The following is a 19,144-nucleotide window of genomic DNA, read 5'->3' as shown; positions in this document are numbered from 1 at the left end:
ACAAAGAAGCTGAAAAAGGTTTTGAGAGGGCATCCTTTCGTATCCTCCCTGTAGCTATTGCGTGATTGCTGATGCTGGTTAATAATTTGTTTAAATATTGGACATACAGAGTTTTTGCTCCGGGAGCAGTATTGCGCTCAACGTATGAGTCCTTTCAGGAACTTCTCGAGTATGACGGGAGGACCCATGAGGAGATGGCGGAGCTTGAGGCTTTGTACTACCTAGGGATTAAAGAAGATTTCAGCAGCATTCGTAAACGCTACGAAAGTTTCTCGGCAAATGTTCTGGGGATGGTGGACAGTCTCGAAAAAATGGCTCCCGGGGCCCATGTGACCCTGAGAAGCTATTATAAAAAATTTGATTTTTACAGTAAATTTCTGCTGGCCCCCCCCCAACTGAACAGTTCTCCTCCCTTTGTCTGTTCTCTACAGGAAGGAGCCGGACGGGATGATCTTGTCGGGGGAAAGGCTTCACAGTTGGCGACACTCAGTTCAGAACTTAACCTCCCTACGCCTAAGGGCTTTGTGATTACAGCAAATAGCTTCAACTATTTTATGGCCTATAATGATCTTCGCAGGCCCGTTGATGACATTCTCTGCAGCATCAAAAGTGTGAACCCCCAGAGCCTGGTGAAGGCCTCTGCTAAGCTGGTGGATTTGATTATGGAAGGCGATATTCCTGCTGAAATCAGTGAAGCAATTACTGCGTCCTGGAAAAAGTTCCCCGCTGAGTTTGAAAATGATCCGCTTGTAGCAGTGCGTAGCAGCTGTCTCAGTGAGGATGGAGCCTGTTCATTTGCGGGACAGTATCTCACCCTGCTCAATGTAGCCGGGGATACAATCGTTGATGCCTGGCTCAAGGTTATCAGCAGTAAATATAGTCCTGAAGCTCTGGCCTATCGTATTCATTCGGGGCTTGGAGATGAGGAGACGGCCATGGCTGTCCTGGTTCTTGAGATGGTGGATGCAAAGGCCAGTGGTGTTTTGTATACCGCCGAACCATCTGGAAAAAAACAAAAAGATATTTCTGTTCATGTTGTGCGTGGCCAGGGAGATGCCCTTGTCAGTGGCCGAGTGATTCCTGAGTCTTATGCAATGAAAGACAGTGAAGAAAATGAATACAAAAACACCCAGATCCTGTCACATTCGGAACTGGCTCACCTGCAGAAACAGGGAAAGCGCATTGCAGAGTATTTTGAATCACCAAGGGATGTGGAATGGTCAATCACCAGGGAAGGACGTCTTATCTTTTTGCAAAGCAGGCCTCTTGGCATCCAGGAAACAATGGTCGTTGCTAATACAGCGAAACCATTGGCTCACAAAGGTCGCCTGCTGTTTAAGGCTGGGGTGACAGCAGCAATGGGCCAGGCCTGTGGATTGGCATACGTCGTTGATTCTGAACATCCACTGGAAAATGTACCTCAGGGGGCAATTCTCGTGTTACGAGAGACCCTGCCCTCTGCTGTCCGTATTTTGAAACAAGTTGGTGGTGTGGTGGCAGAATTGGGTTCTGTGGCCGGTCATTTTTCCACAGTGTGCAGGGAGTTTGGAGTTCCTCTGCTTCTGGCTATAGGGGACAGCATCAACAAAATCAAGCATGATGATGAGATAAGTCTTTTTGCAGATATTCAGGAATTATGGCAGGGAAACTGTTTGTCGGAAGAAAAGCCCGTACCGCTCCATGAAACGCAGGCAGCACTGCCCTATTTTCGGCGACTCCACGGTCTTCTTGGATTTGTAACTCCTCTGAATCTACTTGATCCGGAGGCCAAAAGCTTTGTCCCGGAATCCTGTCGTTCTCTCCACGATATTATCCGGTTTTCTCATGAGCAGGCGGTGCGAACTATGTTTTCTCTTGGGGACAGAGGGAGTGGCAGGTCAAAAGGGAAACGGAGATTACGTACCGATCTTCCTCTCGATGTTTTTTTGCTGGATGTGGGGGGCGGGCTACAGGAGAAGAAGGGAGGGGGCAAGGATATCCACGTAGCTGAGATTTCCTCAACCCCTTTTCTTTCCCTGTGGCTGGGATTGACCCACCCCAGTGTGGAGTGGGGGGAAAGATCTCATTTTGATTGGAAAAGTTTTGATGAAATTGCACTGGCTGGTGGTGTTGCCAGTAAAGATTCATCGGAATTTGCCAGTTTTGCGGTGCTGGGAAGTAATTACGTGAACCTCAATATGCGATTTGGGTATCATTTTACCCTTGTTGATGCCATGTGTGACCAGGATATGGCCAAAAATTATTGTCAGTTGCGTTTTGCGGGAGGCGGTGGAGATTTTTCCGGCCGGAGTCTGCGAATAGACTATGTTACTGCCATTTTGTCGGAGAGTGGATTTCAGGTCACTCCCAGGGGCGATTTACTCGATGCCAGACTGCAACAGATACCTAGAGAGGTGATGGAGCAAAAGCTGCAGATTGTGGGGCGCCTCCTGGGAGTAACGAAGCTGATGGATATGCGCTTGAAAGACAAGGATATGGTTGAGGAACAAGTGAAGTTATTTTGGGAGGCTGCTCATTAATATGAAAGAAAAAAACATGTCATATCAACTTACATGGTTAACCAGCCAGCTGGCAGTCGGGTATGCACCCATGTCATACGATGAGCTTGATTCTATCAGGGATCAGGGGGTCAGGGCAATAGTTAATCTCTGCGGAGAATTCACCGATTTGCATGAGATTGAGGAACAGTCTGGTTTTGAGGTTTTTTTCCTTCCCACTCCGGATGAGTGTGCCCCGGATCTGGAGAAAATGAAAGAGGCATTGGAGTGGCTGGATGAAGCTCTTTATTTAAAGAAGAAGGTTCTTGTTCATTGTCGTCACGGGCATGGCCGGACGGGTACCTTTATCTCCGCTTATTTTCTACGACGGGGGCTGGCTCTTAAGTACACCGAGAAAACACTCAAAGGAACCAGGGCCAATCCCACTAACTACAGTCAGTGGAAACTCCTCAAGAAATACAGTAAGCAGCAGGGACAGCTGGATGCAAGGGAGGCAACTATAGAAAACCCGAGCACAATAGATCTGCAGCCATTTTTTCATGATTATGAGGCATTGCTTGCCGAGGCTGGCACCCCTCCGCTTGACACGGCGATCTGCAGCCATTCCTTTGATCTGCAACTGATTGAAGCGGTCTATGTCAGTCATGTTATCAATTCACAACTCAGCCGGGAAAAGCGTAAAACTGTTCTTGAACGAGCGCTTGAGAAAAAATCTGCCTCAACATATCTTTGCCCTCTTTTAGATGAAGGCAATTGTCTGATTTGCGACAGGCGTCCTCTGCGTTGCCGCAATATTACAGATTTGGAGAAGAAAAAGACATTGACTACAATATCGACAAAGATCTCCAGAGATGTCTTTCTTGCCTTGACCGATTCATTTCCATCTGGCGATGTGCTGCATTTTTCAATTGTTGATACTGTATCCGGGCGTTTTGTACAGCAATATTTCCAGGCTACACGGGATACGAGAGAGGTCTAGAAGGTATGGAGGCCGACAAGAACAGGCGGTTATTGATAGTAGATGATGAAAAGGATTTGCTGATTCTTTTGCGCAAGGTTCTAGGAAAAAAATGTGGGTGCGATGTGGCCATTGCCCGGTCCGGTAAGGAAGCTCTGGAGAAAATCGCATCCTGGCATCCGGATGTGATCATGACAGATATTGTTATGCCTGACATGGATGGTCTGCAGCTCTTGAGCAGGGTGTCTGAATTAGACAGAACCATCAGTGTCGTGATCATGACGGGCTATGGAACCATAGAAATGGCGGTGACAGCTCTAAAAAACGGGGCTTACGATTTTCTTGAAAAACCTTTTGATAACTCCAAAATCAGTTTGATTATTCTGCGTGCATTTGAGCGTACACAACTGCTTCGTGAGAATCAGCAATTGCATAAGGAGCTGCAAAAAAGTGACAAAACCACTGAGTTTATCGGTCAGAGTGTTCCCCTGCAACGGGCAATAGATCTTCTGACCAGACTGGGGCAGAGTGACGCAACAGTCCTGATTCGTGGAGAGTCCGGAACCGGGAAAGAAGTCGCAGCCAGGACCATTCATAAAATGAGCAATCGCGGAAAGAAAAGAATGATCACGGTGAACTGTCCAGCTCTGCCCGAACAGATCCTGGAGAGCGAGCTTTTTGGATACGCCAAGGGCGCATTCACCGGAGCTGATCATGATAAAGACGGACTCTTCCTTGAGGCGTCGGGTTCCACGATCCTGCTTGATGAAATCGCCGATATTCCCGTTTCACTCCAGACCAAACTGCTGCGTGTCCTGCAGGAAAAAGAAATACAGCCTCTGGGGCAGACCAGTACTGTGAAAGTTGACGTTAGAGTACTTGCATCAACCAACCAGGACCTTGAAGCGAAGATGGAGCGAGGAGAATTCCGGGAAGACCTCTTTTATCGTCTAAATGTGATGACGGTTACCATGCCTTCACTGGAAGAGATACGGGAAGATATACCTCTGCTGGCGCTTCATTTTTTCAATATTTATGTGCAGGAGTACCACCGGGAAGGCATGGAATTTTCTCAGGAGGCACTGAAATGTCTGGAGCGCAGAGAGTGGAAGGGGAATGTCCGTGAGCTGCAGAACCGGATCAATCGCGCTGTTCTGCTCACCCCTGGCGATATAATCACCCCCAAGGATCTTCTTAGCCCGGAAGAGCTGGAAGAGGACGGTTTGAAAGATAAAAGAGGAGTTGAGGTTCCTGTGTGTGTGTATCAGCTTCCCTATAACGAAGCAAAAGAAGAAGTGATGGTTACTTTCACTTCGACCTATCTGGAAAGAGCTCTGACTATGAGTAATGGGAATGTTTCTGCTGCAGCTCGTGAAAGTGGATTGGGGCGGCAGTCATTCCAGCGCCTGATGCAGCGTTTCAAGGTGAGTTCCCAGCCATTCAGAGGCTGATTTCGCACTGCAGTGAACCTTAAGGTATCACGCAGTACCCTGAGAGGTCATCCTCCTTACATTTAAGAGTGCATCTGTTTTGTGGCACCAGTGTTCCGATAGTATTCCTTTTCATGGTTTGTTAGTGAAATCTGCGTTAAGCAGTTGTCCTACAGCAGTATCCACAACACTCAACATTGCACTGTTTTTGATGCGGTGCATCTTTTTCGATGCGGTTTCTGCCAGTGTGCAGCAAAAGCTGTATTGTCACTATGTTGTATCTTTTATGAAATAACCCTTTGATTTTTCGTTTTAGTGTGAAATAATTTATTTGTGCCTAAATGTGGCACCGTATGTGCAATGTCATGTGTGATGTGGGCCACTGTCTCTTGTGGAAGGCAGGTTTTTACAGGTCTGTGGTAAGCCTATAATACATTGATGGTACGGAATGAACTTTCTTAAAACAACGCACAGAATGTCCCCGTTTCTCCTCCTAATGACGCTGACTGTGTTTCCTGAGAACGCCTGGGCTGTACAAAGTCACGGTGCTCCGGAGGGTTTATACGTTCATCAATTGGCCCATATCTTTTATACTGCTGCTATGTGTTATCTCATCTGGGGGATTCGCCAGAGTGCCTTCAAGTCTCAGGGATGGCGTTATCTCCAGATTTGTTGTGTTTTTATGATACTCTGGAATATTGTGGCCTTTACAGGACATTCTCTTGCTGCATTTGTAGACAGTGTCCATTTCACCCGTGAAGGAGGCTATCTGACCACCAGACTTCAGGGACCACTCACCAATGTAAAGCTCTGGTTTTATTTCACTAAGCTTGACCATCTTTTCAGCGTTCCAGCTCTCTATTTTCTCTATCTTGCTATGAAGGGCATCTATCGCAGCAGTTGTGAGGAGGAGAAGGAATGACCAGTCTTATCATGCTTCCAGCCATTCTTGTCGATATGGTTGGCTCTTTTATTATTATTGTGCTGTCGTTTCTCTCGCTGCGTTATGCCTGGCTCCTGATTCGTAAACAACCCGAAAATTTTCTCTGGGGATTTCTCTTCTATTTTTGCCTGACTCTGGTCTGCTTTTCCGTTTCGAGGGCCGTTGGGCACCTTCTTAAACAATTACTTCTGATCGCTGACAATACGGAACAGTGGCATGTTCTTGCTCCCTACTCAGGTGGCTTCAACACCCTGTTAATGATCTCTCTTGCGGCAGTAAGTATCTATTACCACAAAGGGATAGAAGGGTTTCGTGCAATTCAGCAAAAAGCAAAAAGCTTAAAGGAGGCCAATGAACAACTGGAGGTCTCTGCCGATAAGTTGCTGAAGATGAACGCAAATCTTGAAGAGATGGTGGAACAGCGCACTAAAAAGCTCTCTGCTTCGGAAAAGAAATTCCGGAACTTTTTTATTAATTCCAAGGATATGGTTTATTTTTGTGATTCGGTGAACAGGCTGGTCAATATGAACACGGCAGGTCTGGAAATGCTTGGATATACCATGGAAGACGAGAGGAATCTTACATTGCAGAATATTTTTTGTAATGAAGATGATCTGGAAAAGTATTTTGAAACCCTGATTGCCGTAGGATTTGTTGAGGATCTGGAAGTTGAATTTGTTCGGGCTGATGGGAGTGTAATCTATGTCCTTCTTTCTGCAACTGCGGTTTATGATGAGGAACGGAATTTTATAGGATGTGAGGGGATTGCCAAGGATCTTACCAGGGTCAGAACCATGATGGAACAGCTTGCATCCAGTGAGAAAATGGCATCGGTGGGACAGATGGCAGCCGGAGTTGCCCATGAGATTAATACTCCTCTTGGTGTAATTCTTGGGTATTCTCAACTGATGATGGATGATTTCAGTCCTGACAGTGAGGAGGGACAAAGTCTTCAGGTTATTGAACGACAGGCCAAAGCCTGCCGCAAAATAGTAGCCGATTTACTGAAGTTTTCCCGGCAGTCGGAAAGTGCCCGTGAAAATATTCAAATAAACGAGGTACTGGAAGATGTCCTGGCTGTGACAGAACATTCTCTGAATATGGATCATATCCATGCCCACCGTGATTTCAGTGATAATTTGCCAGCGATTGTGGGTGATACCGAAAAATTGCGTCAGGTTTTTGTCAATTTTATCAACAATGCCCACCATGCCATGGAAGAAGACGGCGGCGGTGATATATATCTTTCCAGCCGATATGAAGAGGAATCTAACCGGGTGGTGGCCACGGTACGTGATACGGGGCATGGAATCCCTGAGGATGTTGTGACAAAGATTTTCGATCCTTTCTTCACCACCAAGTCCGTAGGAAAAGGTACCGGTCTGGGACTATCTGTCTCCTACGGCATTGTACAAGAACACGGTGGGACAATAGAGGTCGAGAGTCCTGTGAAGGGGAGGGGTGGCGAGAAGATAAGGGGCACTGCTTTCCATGTGAAATTACCGGTTACACTGCGGGAATCCCCGTCTGTAAATGAAGACTTAAATCTGGAACAATTTTGATACTAAAACAAACTACCAAGGAGATATCATGGCTGAGATACTGACTCTAGATGATGTGCAGGATGCAACGGTACTGATAGGAAAAATTCTTTCTAAAAAAGGACATAAGGTACACTGCTTTACCGAAGAGGATAAGGCCATCGCCTATGCCAAGGAGAACACTGTGGATCTTGCCATTCTAGATATAAAGCTGGAAAAGATGAGTGGGGTCGAAGTTCTGGGTTTTCTTAAAGAGGTCCAGCCATCCATAAAAGCCATTATGCTCACCGGCTACCCAACGGTTGAAACTGCCCGTGAAGCAATAAGCCTTGGCGCCGATGAATATTGTGTCAAACCCATTGATCGTGATGAGCTCGAAGAAAAAGTTGAGAAAGTCCTGAAATCAAGAGGCAATAAAAGCGCTATGAGCGTGTGAGGAAAGGAGAGTATTATGGATATTAAAGCGACAAATCTGGCCAGGGCAAAAATTTACCAGTTCCTTTCCACCCTCTATCGGGACGAAGTGCCTCTGTGGCTTATTGAAAAGATGGGTGGAGGAGCTTTTCTTGGCCAGATAAAGAAATTACAGGAAGTGTGTACCATTCAGGATTTCTGTTCAGGCCTTGGCCGTATGCGCGGTACTCTTGAATCGTCATCTGCAGAAGAAGTATTCAATGAACTGCGCTATGAATATGCGGATCTCTTTCTCAATGCCGGTAACAATCCAGCCTTTCCCTACGAGTCCTGCTATTCCACCCGGGAACCTCTTGTTATGCAGGAACCAGTTGTGAAGATGCGTGAAGCCCTGAATGCCGCAGGCTTGCATAAGAATAAAGACTTTCTTGACCTGGATGATCATATCGCAGCCGAGCTTGAATTCATGCGTCACTTTGCCGAACAGGCGGCCTATAAAGGAGTGAAACAGGAGCCTGAATTTGATTTCCTGCGAAATCATCTTATGAGTTGGGTGGTAGAGTTCTCAGCGGTGCTTACCAGTGCGGCCAAGACTGAGTTTTATCGGGGGCTTGCTGAGATCACCATGAGTTTTCTTTTCAACGAGCGGATGTTCAGCTTTGCCATGCTCTCCCAGCAGGCCACTGATGAATCCTACGGTTTTATCCTGGAACATATGAGTCAGGCCATAGCCGCACTTGAGCTTGGCGATGAGTATGTCACTCTTGAAGAGGGTACCGTTGCACCGGAGAAGTTGAAGAGTGTCAAATCGCACTGTTTCATCTGTCTCGGCCTCTGTGGACAGGAGGTGAGGGTGAAAGATAACATCATTACCGGCTGTAAGGGACTTCCTGGGGATCCAAAGGGGGGGGGCAGACTTTGCATCAAGGGCGCCAATGCACACCACAATACATATTCTGCCTACAGACTGAAGAGTCCACTGATCAAGGAAAATGGAAGATTCCGTAAGGCCAGCTGGGAAGAAGCCCTTGACCGCACCGTGGAAAATCTGAAACGGATCGATCCAACTGAAGTCGGTTTTCACCGTGGCAATGATTTTAATAACTGGTGCCATGAAGCCGTTATGGCAGCCTACGGTACTCCGAACAAAGTCACTCACAGGCAGATGTGTGATAATCCGGCACGTATGGCTAACGAGAAAAACTTCAGTGAGAAGCGTCCCTGGATAGATTACGAAAACTCAGAATTTATCATGCTTTTTGGTATCAATGAACTGGCCACTTCGGCGGGACAGCGTAAGGTTGCCGATTTGAAAAAGGCAGTCAAGCGTGGTGCCAAACTGGTGGTGGTCGATCCAAGGCGTAGTGAAACTGCAAATATTGCTTCGGAATGGATAGCCATCAAGCCGGGAACCGATGGCGCCATGGCCATGGCAATGTGCTATGTACTTGTGAAAGAAGATCTTTACAACAAAGACTTTGTTGAAAACTGGACCTATGGCTTTGAGGCGTTCAGAAAACGTCTTATGGGTGAAGAAGACGGTATCGTTCGCACTCCTGAATGGGCTGCTGAAATCTGTGGTATCTCAGCGGGAACTATTACCCGTCTGGCCCATGAGTTTGCCATTGCTGCACCGGCTGTTGGAACCAACAGCTGGACCGGTGTCACCCAGGCACCGAATACCCTGCACGCCACCCAGGCGCTTATTGCCATGAACGGGCTGATGGGTACCTTTGATGCACCCGGTGGGCCGTCTCTTATTCGTAAGAAAAAACTGGCTTCAGCCTGGAGTGACGATCAGCCTAAACCACCAAACAATGCACCTAAAACAAAGCTTGATAAGGGCCATCTCTGGAGTGGATGGATCCCCGCCTATTTTGAAAAGGATGTGGATGAAGGAAAACTCAAAGCCATGCTCTGCTACTTTGGTAATCCTGTTATGTCCTGCGGAAGTGAGCCATCTGTCAAACGGGCCATTGAAAAACTGGAATTCTCATGTTCCATCGACTGTTACATGTCCAACACAACTGAACTCTGTGATGTGGTGTTGCCAGACTGCACCTATCTTGAACAGAGTCGGGTGGTTGCTGACTGGATGTATGAATCCTTTATCTCGCTTTTCCAGCGGGCCATCAAACCGATGTACGATTCAAAATCAGTGGTCTCCATTTTTCAGGAAATTGCCAAACGCCTGGGCTACGGTGAATATTTCCCCTGGAAGAACGAGGATGAGTTCCTGGAAAACCAGCTTTCCAATCAGCCAATTACTCTGGAAGAGCTGCGCAAGGTTGGTTATCACATCACCGACGGGCATGAGTATTACAAATATAAGGAATGGGGTTCCATGAATCCACCTGCCGGTTACGGATCATCTGGTAACACTAAAACAGGAAAGTACAATTTCATGAATCCTCTTGCAGAAGAAAACGGAGTGGATGGACTTCCTGATTACAAGGATCCCTGGGAAGATTGGCCTGAATTGCAGCCTGATGAGGAGTTTCCCATGATCACTGGTTTTTTCCGGGTTCTTGAGCATGAACACACTTCCACCTTCTGGAACGTTTCTCTGATGAAGGCCTGCGGAAGCAATCCTGTGTGGATTAATTACGTCGATGCCAAGGAACTTGGAATTGCCAATGGCGACGCAGTGAAAATCACTTCACCCTGGGCCTCTGTGGAGGCTGTTGCCAATGTTACCTGGGGAATTCGTCAGGGTGTACTCGCTGCCGCCGGTGGATTCGGTCATAAGTATGGACTTGAAGGTGATCCGAAATACCCGCAGTACAAGGGATTTAATACCAATATGTTACTGAGGCCGAATACAACATGTAAATGGACGGCAACGCCGCCTTTGAAATATATCAAGACAAAGATTGAAAAAATCTGACGGGATATAACAGTTTTATGACGCTGTTACAGGAACAGAAGTACATCAAGGTTTTCCAGAAGGTGACCAAGCTGACCTCAATGGTTCTTGATCATCAACAGGTGATGGATACCATCGTCCGCAGTCTGCCTGACCTTATGGCAGTAGACGCAGCAACCATCCGCCTGCTTGATGCCGAGACCGGTCAGTTTGTCATGGGGGCTGCTCATGGTCTTTCGCTGGAGTATCTTTCCCGTATCAGTATTGACACGGATGAAACAATGGAGATGATCCGCTCCGGCTATCCCGTAGCGAAGACTGATCTGGATCAGGAATTCAGTCATAATGACCAGAAACTGGTGCAGAGTGAGGGGGTAAAGTCAATTCTCACTCTACCCATTATCTTTCAGGATGGAATTATCGGGATGCTTCGTCTTCTTACTCGAGACAAGCGGATTTTTACAGCGGATGAAATCTCATTCTCCATGGCCCTTGCGGAACAGGTTGGAATTGCGATCTCCAACAGCAGGATGTTTACAGAGATGGAAAATCAGGTGGATTTCATGAAGGAGATCCAGGAACTTTCCACTCTTGTGAGTTCCAGCCTTGATCTGTCGGCAGTGCTTGACACCATCGTCGAACGTTTGCCCCAGTCACTTGGGTGTAAGGGCTGCTCCATACGTCTCCTTCAATCCCAGAGTAACCAGCTGGAACTGGTAGCCTCCTACGGCTTGTCTGAGACATATCTGCAGCGGGGAGATGTTGAGAATGAAAAGAACGTGGAGGCTGCTCTGTCCGGTTCTCCTGTCTCTATCTTTGACGTGAGGCAGGATAACCGGATTTTTTACAAAAAAAACATGGAGGAGGAGGGGATTAAGTCACTTCTTTCCGTACCGATCAAGGCGGGGAATGATGTCATCGGCGTGTTGCGCATCCTCTCTGATGTCTCACATTGCTTTACCAGTAGTGAAATTAATTTTGCAGTCACTGCTGCGGAGGTTGGTGGCGTTGCCATTCGCAACGCTAAAACGTATCAGCAGATCACGCTGCTGTTTAATCAGATAGAGGAGAATGAGCGGTTTCTTTCAAATATTTTGGATTGCATCAGGCCGCAGTTATTGGTGGTCGATAAAGGAAAACATCTGATCCTGGTGAATAAGGTTTTCCAGGAAGTAATGAATCGTTCTGAGAATGACCTTCTGGGGTGTGATTATGATGGCCTCTGGCAGGATCAGGACTGCATGAGAGAGGATTGCCCTGTAGATAGAGTTTTGGAGACAGGAAAAAGTGCAACTTTTACTCACAGGATATTGCAGGGTTCTGATGTGCATTGGTGTGAGCGCACAGCCTCCCCTATGCTGGGTCCGGATGGAGGGGTGGAGTATGTCATTGAAGTGATACGTGATGTTACAGCCAAGAGGCAGCTGGAGGAAGAACAACTGGAGCGGGTAAAACTTCAGGGGGTCGTCGAGCTTGCCGGAACCGTTGCCCATGAGATAAATTCACCACTTTTTGCTGCTCTGGGAACAGCGCAGCTCCTCGAAGAAGATCTGGAAAATCAGGATTTGATTGATGACGTAAAAACGATTGTCAGAAACTTGAAGGAGATTGGTGTTCTGACGCAAAAGATGACAAGTATGACGGGTTTTGAAAGTAGAGAGTACGTTGGGGATGCAAAAATTGTAGAAATAAAATGATTTATTACTGTTTGTTGGCTCGATAACAAAAAAAGGAGGGAGTATGAAGCGAATTTTATTACTTTTAGTTGTCCTCGTCGTAGGTATGGCCTTTGTGAGTGGCAATGCCATGGCAGTTGATGGCACCTTAAGCACGAAAAAGGTTACGGCAGGAGACGCCATTGGAGTTACCGGAAATATCGATCCGGGTCAGGAACTTTTTGTTGTCATTGCTACGGATAAGCTGTTTTCGGCAAAGGATGCTCCGGGGCCCAAAGAAAGGAAGCGTCTGATGGAGGGGAAGGATGGGAAGAACGTTTTTGGTGAAACTGCTATCCCGCCATCGTATTATATTGTCACCAGTAATCCCGAAGCATTGGCAACCCCTAAAGTTTCACCGAAAGGGCAGACTTCTGGCATATTTGCTTTTCCACCATTCAAGTACGATGTCAGGGTAAACAAGATTAAAGCATGGACTGATATTGATCCGTCCATACGGACTATGTTGGGTTCTGTAACAACTGAAGAGCAATGGAAGATGGTGACCTACGCCCATGAGGATAGATTTGGGATGAATACCATCGTGAAAGAAAAGCCAAGTACTGGTGGGAATGCCCGGATGGTTCTGGGTGATTATGCTACTGTGGCTGAGGTTTGGAATACCGGCGTTTCGGTAAGTCTTGACAAGGCCACCGGAAAATTTTCCGTCTCCATGTCTCCCTACAAAAATCTCTATCCCGATACAGTGATGGCCGTCTATGTGAACGGGACGAAGGTTGATACATTCAGTATTGAGAAATCAGGATTTTTCTTTAAGACAGGTAATGTTTACATGAATCCGCTGGTAGTTTTTGGTGGTGCCTTTGTTATCGGTGTTCTTTTTGTTATTATGGGAGCAGCCGGTGGTCTGTTTACTGCGGCATTTCAGATTACCGCTATTGGAACCAATGGTCCCATCGGTATTAACGCCGGTAATACCATTAAGCCCACAAACCTGTTTCTTACTCTTTGTTCTCCCATCAGTGGATTGCTCAGTTATCTCAAAGAAAAACGGTTTGCCTATCCCGTGGCTATTCCATTTGCCATTGGTATCGTGATTGGTGCTTTCTTTATTGGTCCCCCACTTTCAGCAAAATATCTGAATCTTGCTGCTTTTAAATTCTATCTCGGCTTAATCTGTCTGGTTATAGGTATTAAATTATATGTTGAGTCATTGCCCAGTTCCATTGAGAAGAAAAAGGCAATGAAGGCCATTGTCCAGAAATTTAATGCGGCGGTAAAAGAAGCCAAAGAGTCCGGCAAAGCCATGCAGCTGGGTTCCATTGAATTTGATAAGTTTCATCCCATTAAATTTGAGATGCGCTTTTGGGGTGAAACCTTTTTGGCCAAGCCACTGTTGATGCTGTTAGGTGGTGTTGTCATGGGAATTATAGCCTCTTCCTTTGGTGTAGGTGGTGGTTTTATGTTTATGCCTTTTATGACAACAATGGTAGGATATCCAATGTATCTGGCAGTGCCCATTGCACTCGCTGGAGCTTTTTCCACCTCGGTTGGTGGTATTGCAAAATATGTCATGATGGGCTACCAGCCTGACTGGATCATGGCAGCCCTTATCGCAGCTGGTGCCATGTGTGGTGGTGTGGTTGGTCCGAAACTGCAGAAAAAAATGCCAGAGATTCTGCTCAAACGGCTGCTTGCTGGCGCCTTAGTTCTAACCTTCATGCAGTATACCGGACTTCTTTGGTTCATGCGTTAATATGTAGATATCTTAGTGGTAGATGCCGCTAATGGTATAATGGACAGAGCTGATAATGGGGTGGGGAAACTTTCACTCCATTATTGGTTTATGGCATGCGCTTAAATTTTCGTATTAAATGTAATTTTCTTCTATGCAGGTAGTAAACACCATTCTTGATTTCATTTATTATGGAATGCTGCAACCGCTGTTTCTTGGCGTCAGGGACGTCTTCGATTTCTTTTTCCTGGATAGTTTGTCTGCTCTCTCTTTGCCTCCGAGTGGGCAAGTTGTTATTGTTGCAATCTGCACGGTTGGCTTTGCCTTTTGTCTCCGAAGGTGGCTGAAAGTCGAGGTCAGGGAGAAAGCATTTCGTGAGAAATTTACTGTCCAGAAGGCGGAAAGGGATACCATCGCCATTATTCCGGACCCAAGAAGTAGAGATGCCCTTTACACCTCTGCCGATCAATCCATTGATGAAGATTTTAATACCTATCTCGCTCAGCATTACTTCCGCTACGTCCTGATTTATCTCTTGCCTCTTTTTCTGGTTATGGCCTGGCTTAACAGCAGTCTGGACGAACACGTGTTGCCCGTAGTTTCTGGACAAGCCTATCTCTTTCTTCTTCCTTCCAAACCATTTGGTATGGAGGGTGTTTCTGTCACTCTGCTCTTTTTGTTGAGTTATATTGCTTCTTTGATAGTCGGTTTTCAGATTAAAAAGCGCTGTCTTTCGGTGAGAAGTAAGGCGAAATAAAATTGAATATTTTCAATTTGTGCTCAAAGTTGTTCTCTGACCCTGGACAAAAATGCGATCTTTTCAAGACTTTCCCCTGGTTACAGAGACTCTTTTATAATCAGCGGTTCCATCATATCTGGCAGACATTCCTTGTTGTACTTTTTCTTGTTTTGATTCTTTCCGGGCTTTTTGGACCTCAAGCACCCGGAAGCAACATCATACTGTATCTTTGCTGGGGGGTGTGGTGGCCATCAGTCATATTGAGCCTCTTTTTTGTCGGCAGATTGTGGTGTGGGGTTTGCCCTTTTCCAGTGGCCGGTAAATTTCTTCAGACCTGGCATCTTTCTCTTGAAAAAAAAGTTCCAAAGATACTGATAAAAAACAGTGTCACCATTTCAGTTTGTTTCTTTATGGCGATTATCTGGGTGGAAGAGGCCACTGGAATGAAGGACAGCCCAAAAGAAACCACCTGGCTGCTTCTCATTATATTGGGCGGAGCAACCTTCTGTGCAATGCTGTTCTCAAAACAGGCCTGGTGCCAATATTTCTGTCCGCTGGGACGGTTAATGGGGATAGGGGCGTCAATTTCGTTGATTGAATTCAGGCCAGATCACAGTGCATGCAGACAATGTACAACATTTGCCTGTAACAGGGGAACAGAGATGGAACCTGGCTGCCCGGTTTCTTTGGGCGCGTATAAAGTGACTAATAATTTGGAATGTCTTGTCTGTGGACGTTGTATGCACCTCTGTGACCATAACTCCCCGCAATTGAATATACGTCATCCACTGTCCGAACTTATCATACGAAAAGGAAGACTTATAAGCTGTACCCTGATGATCCCTTTTCTTATGGGATCTCAGCTTGCCCGTTTGCTGGATCAGAATATTTTTAATTTAATGGAAAATATCCAATCAGCCTGCATGAATGGTTGGGTTTGTCAGATGGGGTTGTACGCAGTTCCACTATTTCTCGGATTCAGTATTCTTTATGTTGTTATCATCTATGGTGACCTCATGTTCGGGGTGTTTAATGATGAAATAATGGGACGTTTTTCTCCCATGGTACCAATTCTGCTGCCCCTTGCCTTTGGAGGTGAATTGGTAAGCAGACTGAACTTTACGGTCAGAAATTTTACGGATTTTCTCCCGACCTTTGGAAGGCAATTCGGAGTAAAAGCATTGGAATCGTTGACAGTCGCTGTCCCGGAATGGGTGTACCCTGCCTATGGTCTTGCCATTATGTTTGTAAGTGAACTTGCCGGATTGTACATACTCGATAAGTTTTATGAGGAGGAATTCGAGGGGGTTATTGCCTGGTGGCAGTATCGTTTTATTCAGGTGGGGTATTTTTTTCTGTTTGGAATCTATATTTATTTAATGTCAACAGGGTGGCATATCCCCAGTCTTAATGTCATGCTACTCTTTCAATAGAAAAGCTATTGTTATTTGCTGAGTTGCAGGGTCAGTTTTCGGATGGTGTCCTCTTTGGCAATAATGTCCAGCAGTAGAGTGAACTGTACTTGGGCTTTACGAAGAGTATCTTCCGGGGTGTTACTCTTAAAATAGAGGCCTCCCCGTAAATAGTCCGTAAAGAACCGCAGTCCCAGTTCGTAGGTGATGGCCTGTATCCCGTTGTAGATCAATTCACTTTCGCCCGACAACAGAAACGCTTCGGCCGCTTTGAAATATCCACTCAGGGTTGCTTCACAGAACGTTAGATCAAAGGTAGCTTTGTCACTACTCTCTTCTCCACCCCTGTTGCAGACGGAACGGAGGCAATCTCCAATATCATGCTGCAGAAGTCCAGGGCCCACGGTATCCAGATCGATAAGACTGATTGCAAGACTATTTTGTTTGTCGAAAAGAACATTGGCAATTTTAGGATCACCATGGCTGAGTCTGGCTGGGTATTTCTTTTTGGAAACTGTTTTTTCCAGAATCAGTGCACCTTCCCGTTGATCTTGTATGATCTGTTGGCAAAATGCTATTTCTGGAGAGTTGCCCTCTCTCCTTTCTCCTTTGAGTCTTTCGTACTGTTCCAGATAGTTTCCAAGACAGTGGAATCCCGGTAATGGAATCTTCATTTTCTCAGCATCAAGCCCAATAAGTCGTTTGTGGAAATGTCCAAGGGCCCACCCTGTCTGTTCTGCCTGGAGCAGTGTTGTTGCATGGGAAAAACAGATACTGCCTTCAACGTAGGTAAGGGCACGCCATATTGATCCTTCTCGGTCACAGACAGAGGAGGAGCCATCCAGTGCAGGAATAAGCGTGGCATCTTCCCAGCGCTGTTTCGTCGTGGCCTTGAGTGAAGACAGGTGTTGACTCAAATGGTGAAGATTGTCGATCAGGATCTGAGGATCAGGGAAGACTTGAGTGTTGATTCGCTGCAGGACAAAGGATTTCTCTTTTGCATGTACCAAAAAAGTATCGTTAATATTTCCCTGGCCAAGAGTGGTTATCTCGGCACTCTCTGCGTGAGAACAGAAGCGTCTGATGATATTTTCGGGTGGTTTCAGAACACTCATTGGGGGGAGCTCTCCTCAGCTGCCTTTCTGTAGTGCGAGCTTTTACGGAGAAAAGGGCGCTCGATAAAGTGATAGGAACACGCCGAAGTCATAAGAACGGAGAGGATAAAAAAAGTGAAGCCGATCCAGGGATGTTCTCTGAGGAGCCCAAAAAAAGTGAAAATCTGCAGGATGGGAAAGTGATATATATATACACCATAGGAAATATCTCCATACTTTCCCCAGTTGCCCAGATATGGAAAGATGAGAGCAAAAGATATCACTGTGACCGCTAGTGCAAGAGGGTAAAAAGGGTAAATCCCAGGAATAAAGGTGCTGCCCTTGAAAGTGAGAAAGAGCAGAGAAGGCAGCAGTAGTTTCAAGTAATGGTTTCTAAAAAAGGAGAAGTAGATGTAGAGTCCACCGCCACTTAGAAAGAATGCAAGTTGCCCTGGAAGTTGTTTTTCAAGTCTGAGATAGAGATCGGTTCCAGTGTTGAGGTAGAGGTGTATTAAAAAGAGTGAATACGAGACTGAAGCACCATAGAGTAACACGAGAATCAGCCATTTCTTTTTGTCCCGGAAAAGAAAAAAGATGAGTGGCACAGAGAGATAAAATAGTACCTCAATTTTAATTGTCCAGAGCGGAGCATTGATAACAGAGAGAGGGTTGGCTGAAAAGATTCCACTGAGATGGGGTTGCAGAAAATTTAAAAAAATCAGATTGGAAAAAAGATAACGGAACCATTCGGTAGAAAATATCAGGTTTGTATCTGGACGTATAAGCAGCGGCAGGAAAATGGCCGCAAGGAGAACAACTGTCAGGTATGCTGGATAAATACGGCGAAGACGTTTGTTGAAGTAGGAAAGAAGGCGTGAAGAACGATTATAGCTTCTGAAGATAAGAAAACCACTGACCACAAAAAAACAATCCACCGCAATTGAAGAATTGAAAAAATCCCCCAGCGGGAAAAAAGCCTGGATGCCACTTACCGCTCCAATATGGGCCAGACAAACACTAAAGGCCAGTATCAGACGCAAAAGATCAAAGTTGTTTTTGTAAGGAATATCGGCCACAGGCTGTCCGGAAGAAAGAGTACTTCTGTATGTGACCCGGCATGCCGGATACGTTTTAATTTTCCGAAACGATACTCGATTTTGGAAAAATTTGCTCTTTGAACCGGACAGTAAAACGGCGTTCTCATCAGATAGATGAGAGCGCCGTTTTGGTTTTTTCTTTTGAGAGGATTGAATTTTACAGTTGCTTCACACCGGCGTCACTGATATAGCGTTTTGCTTTACGCTTCAGTTTGGCATCTTCCTGTACTTTTTTGAAGAGGAAGGGATAGCCTTCGCGGTTCCATACAATCTGCTCGGGAGAATAACCCCATTCGGTAACAGCAGCAAAACTGGCGTTATAGCTGCGGTGACATTTAGGTCCCTGACAGAAAAACACGATGGTTGCCTGATCCTTGGCAAGCCCCTTATCGGCAAGAGCCTTTTCCAGTGATTCCGGGGTGAGTGTATTTTCTTCCATTCCTTTTTTGTTGTAAATGAGTAAAACGGCATCATTTACAGTACCTTTTTTAAAGAAGCTTTCCGGACGTGTATCCACCCAGAGTGTATTTTCTCCCTTTTGCAGATTGGCCACAGCTTCGTCGGTGTCCCAGATAGCAACACCCCAGTCAAGTTTCTTATAGGATTTTGCAAGTTGATCTTCAGGTATTTTCCCTTTGCCTACTTCTGCAGCAATGAGAGGTGTGGCAAGTGAGAAGCAGAAGAATGTCAAAGCTAAGATGAATACGGGTCTACATAGTGTCCTGGTCATAGAGATCTCCT

14 protein-coding genes are annotated in these 19,144 nt (G+C 46.0%); 11 read left to right on the top strand and 3 right to left on the bottom strand.

The genetic code is table 11. The features are described 5' to 3' along the window. The first annotated feature begins 131 nt into the window (after nt 1-131). From UWK_RS03180 to UWK_RS03130, 11 genes are all read left to right on the top strand, one after another. The gene (locus UWK_RS03180) at nt 132-2,519 is read left to right on the top strand and encodes a PEP/pyruvate-binding domain-containing protein (RefSeq protein ID WP_041916292.1); all 2,388 of its coding nucleotides are present in this window, start codon (nt 132-134) and stop codon (nt 2,517-2,519) included. Nucleotides 2,520-2,535: 16 nt separating this feature from the next. Beyond that, complete coding sequence (locus tag UWK_RS03175) at nt 2,536-3,477, top strand: protein-tyrosine phosphatase family protein (protein WP_153304944.1); 942 nt, start codon at nt 2,536-2,538, stop codon at nt 3,475-3,477. 5 nt (nt 3,478-3,482) lie between these two features. After that, nucleotides 3,483-4,907 carry a sigma-54-dependent transcriptional regulator gene (locus UWK_RS03170; protein ID WP_015402904.1) on the top strand — a complete coding sequence of 475 codons (1,425 nt, stop codon included), beginning with the start codon at nt 3,483-3,485 and terminating at the stop codon, nt 4,905-4,907. 427 nt (nt 4,908-5,334) lie between these two features. Then, nucleotides 5,335-5,808, top strand: coding sequence for a hypothetical protein (locus tag UWK_RS03165; protein WP_153304805.1), 474 nt, complete (start codon nt 5,335-5,337; stop codon nt 5,806-5,808). Continuing rightward, a complete protein-coding gene (locus tag UWK_RS03160; protein WP_015402902.1) occupies nt 5,805-7,391 on the top strand; it encodes an ATP-binding protein in 1,587 nt (528 codons plus the stop codon). The genes UWK_RS03165 and UWK_RS03160 overlap by 4 nt, the downstream gene beginning before the upstream one ends. A 28-nt stretch (nt 7,392-7,419) precedes the next feature. Then, nucleotides 7,420-7,806, top strand: a complete 387-nt coding sequence (locus UWK_RS03155; protein WP_015402901.1) for a response regulator — start codon at nt 7,420-7,422, stop codon at nt 7,804-7,806. A gap of 15 nt (nt 7,807-7,821) precedes the next feature. Beyond that, nucleotides 7,822-10,671 (top strand): molybdopterin-dependent oxidoreductase, encoded by a 2,850-nt coding sequence (locus tag UWK_RS03150; protein ID WP_015402900.1) that lies wholly within the window; start codon nt 7,822-7,824, stop codon nt 10,669-10,671. A 17-nt stretch (nt 10,672-10,688) separates the two neighbouring features. Further along, nucleotides 10,689-12,347, top strand: coding sequence for a GAF domain-containing protein (locus UWK_RS03145; RefSeq protein WP_015402899.1), 1,659 nt, complete (start codon nt 10,689-10,691; stop codon nt 12,345-12,347). Between the two features lie 43 nt (nt 12,348-12,390). Then, nucleotides 12,391-14,082 (top strand): sulfite exporter TauE/SafE family protein, encoded by a 1,692-nt coding sequence (locus UWK_RS03140; RefSeq protein ID WP_015402898.1) that lies wholly within the window; start codon nt 12,391-12,393, stop codon nt 14,080-14,082. 133 nt (nt 14,083-14,215) lie between these two features. Next, nucleotides 14,216-14,818, top strand: a complete 603-nt coding sequence (locus tag UWK_RS03135) for a hypothetical protein (RefSeq protein ID WP_015402897.1) — start codon at nt 14,216-14,218, stop codon at nt 14,816-14,818. Between the two features lie 221 nt (nt 14,819-15,039). Then, entirely contained in the window at nt 15,040-16,233 is a 1,194-nt protein-coding gene (locus UWK_RS03130; RefSeq protein ID WP_228130058.1) for a 4Fe-4S binding protein, read from the top strand. An 11-nt stretch (nt 16,234-16,244) separates the two neighbouring features. Here the strand turns inward: UWK_RS03130 and UWK_RS03125 are convergent, their stop codons facing one another. The 3 genes from UWK_RS03125 to UWK_RS03115 all read right to left on the bottom strand — a co-directional run bounded on the left by UWK_RS03125 (nt 16,245) and on the right by UWK_RS03115 (nt 19,133). Then, nucleotides 16,245-17,327 carry a phosphotransferase enzyme family protein gene (locus tag UWK_RS03125; protein WP_015402895.1) on the bottom strand — a complete coding sequence of 361 codons (1,083 nt, stop codon included), beginning with the start codon at nt 17,325-17,327 and terminating at the stop codon, nt 16,245-16,247. Continuing rightward, on the bottom strand, nt 17,324-18,382 hold the full coding sequence (locus tag UWK_RS03120; RefSeq protein WP_015402894.1) for an acyltransferase family protein: 1,059 nt from the start codon (nt 18,380-18,382) through the stop codon (nt 17,324-17,326). Before UWK_RS03120 ends, UWK_RS03125 begins: the two co-directional genes overlap by 4 nt. 178 nt (nt 18,383-18,560) lie before the next feature. After that, nucleotides 18,561-19,133, bottom strand: a complete 573-nt coding sequence (locus UWK_RS03115; protein WP_015402893.1) for a rhodanese-like domain-containing protein — start codon at nt 19,131-19,133, stop codon at nt 18,561-18,563. Nucleotides 19,134-19,144: the final 11 nt, after the last annotated feature.

It is taken from the genome of Desulfocapsa sulfexigens DSM 10523 (assembly GCF_000341395.1).
Lineage (GTDB): Bacteria > Desulfobacterota > Desulfobulbia > Desulfobulbales > Desulfocapsaceae > Desulfocapsa > Desulfocapsa sulfexigens.
This window is presented reverse-complemented; position numbering and strand designations above follow the sequence as displayed.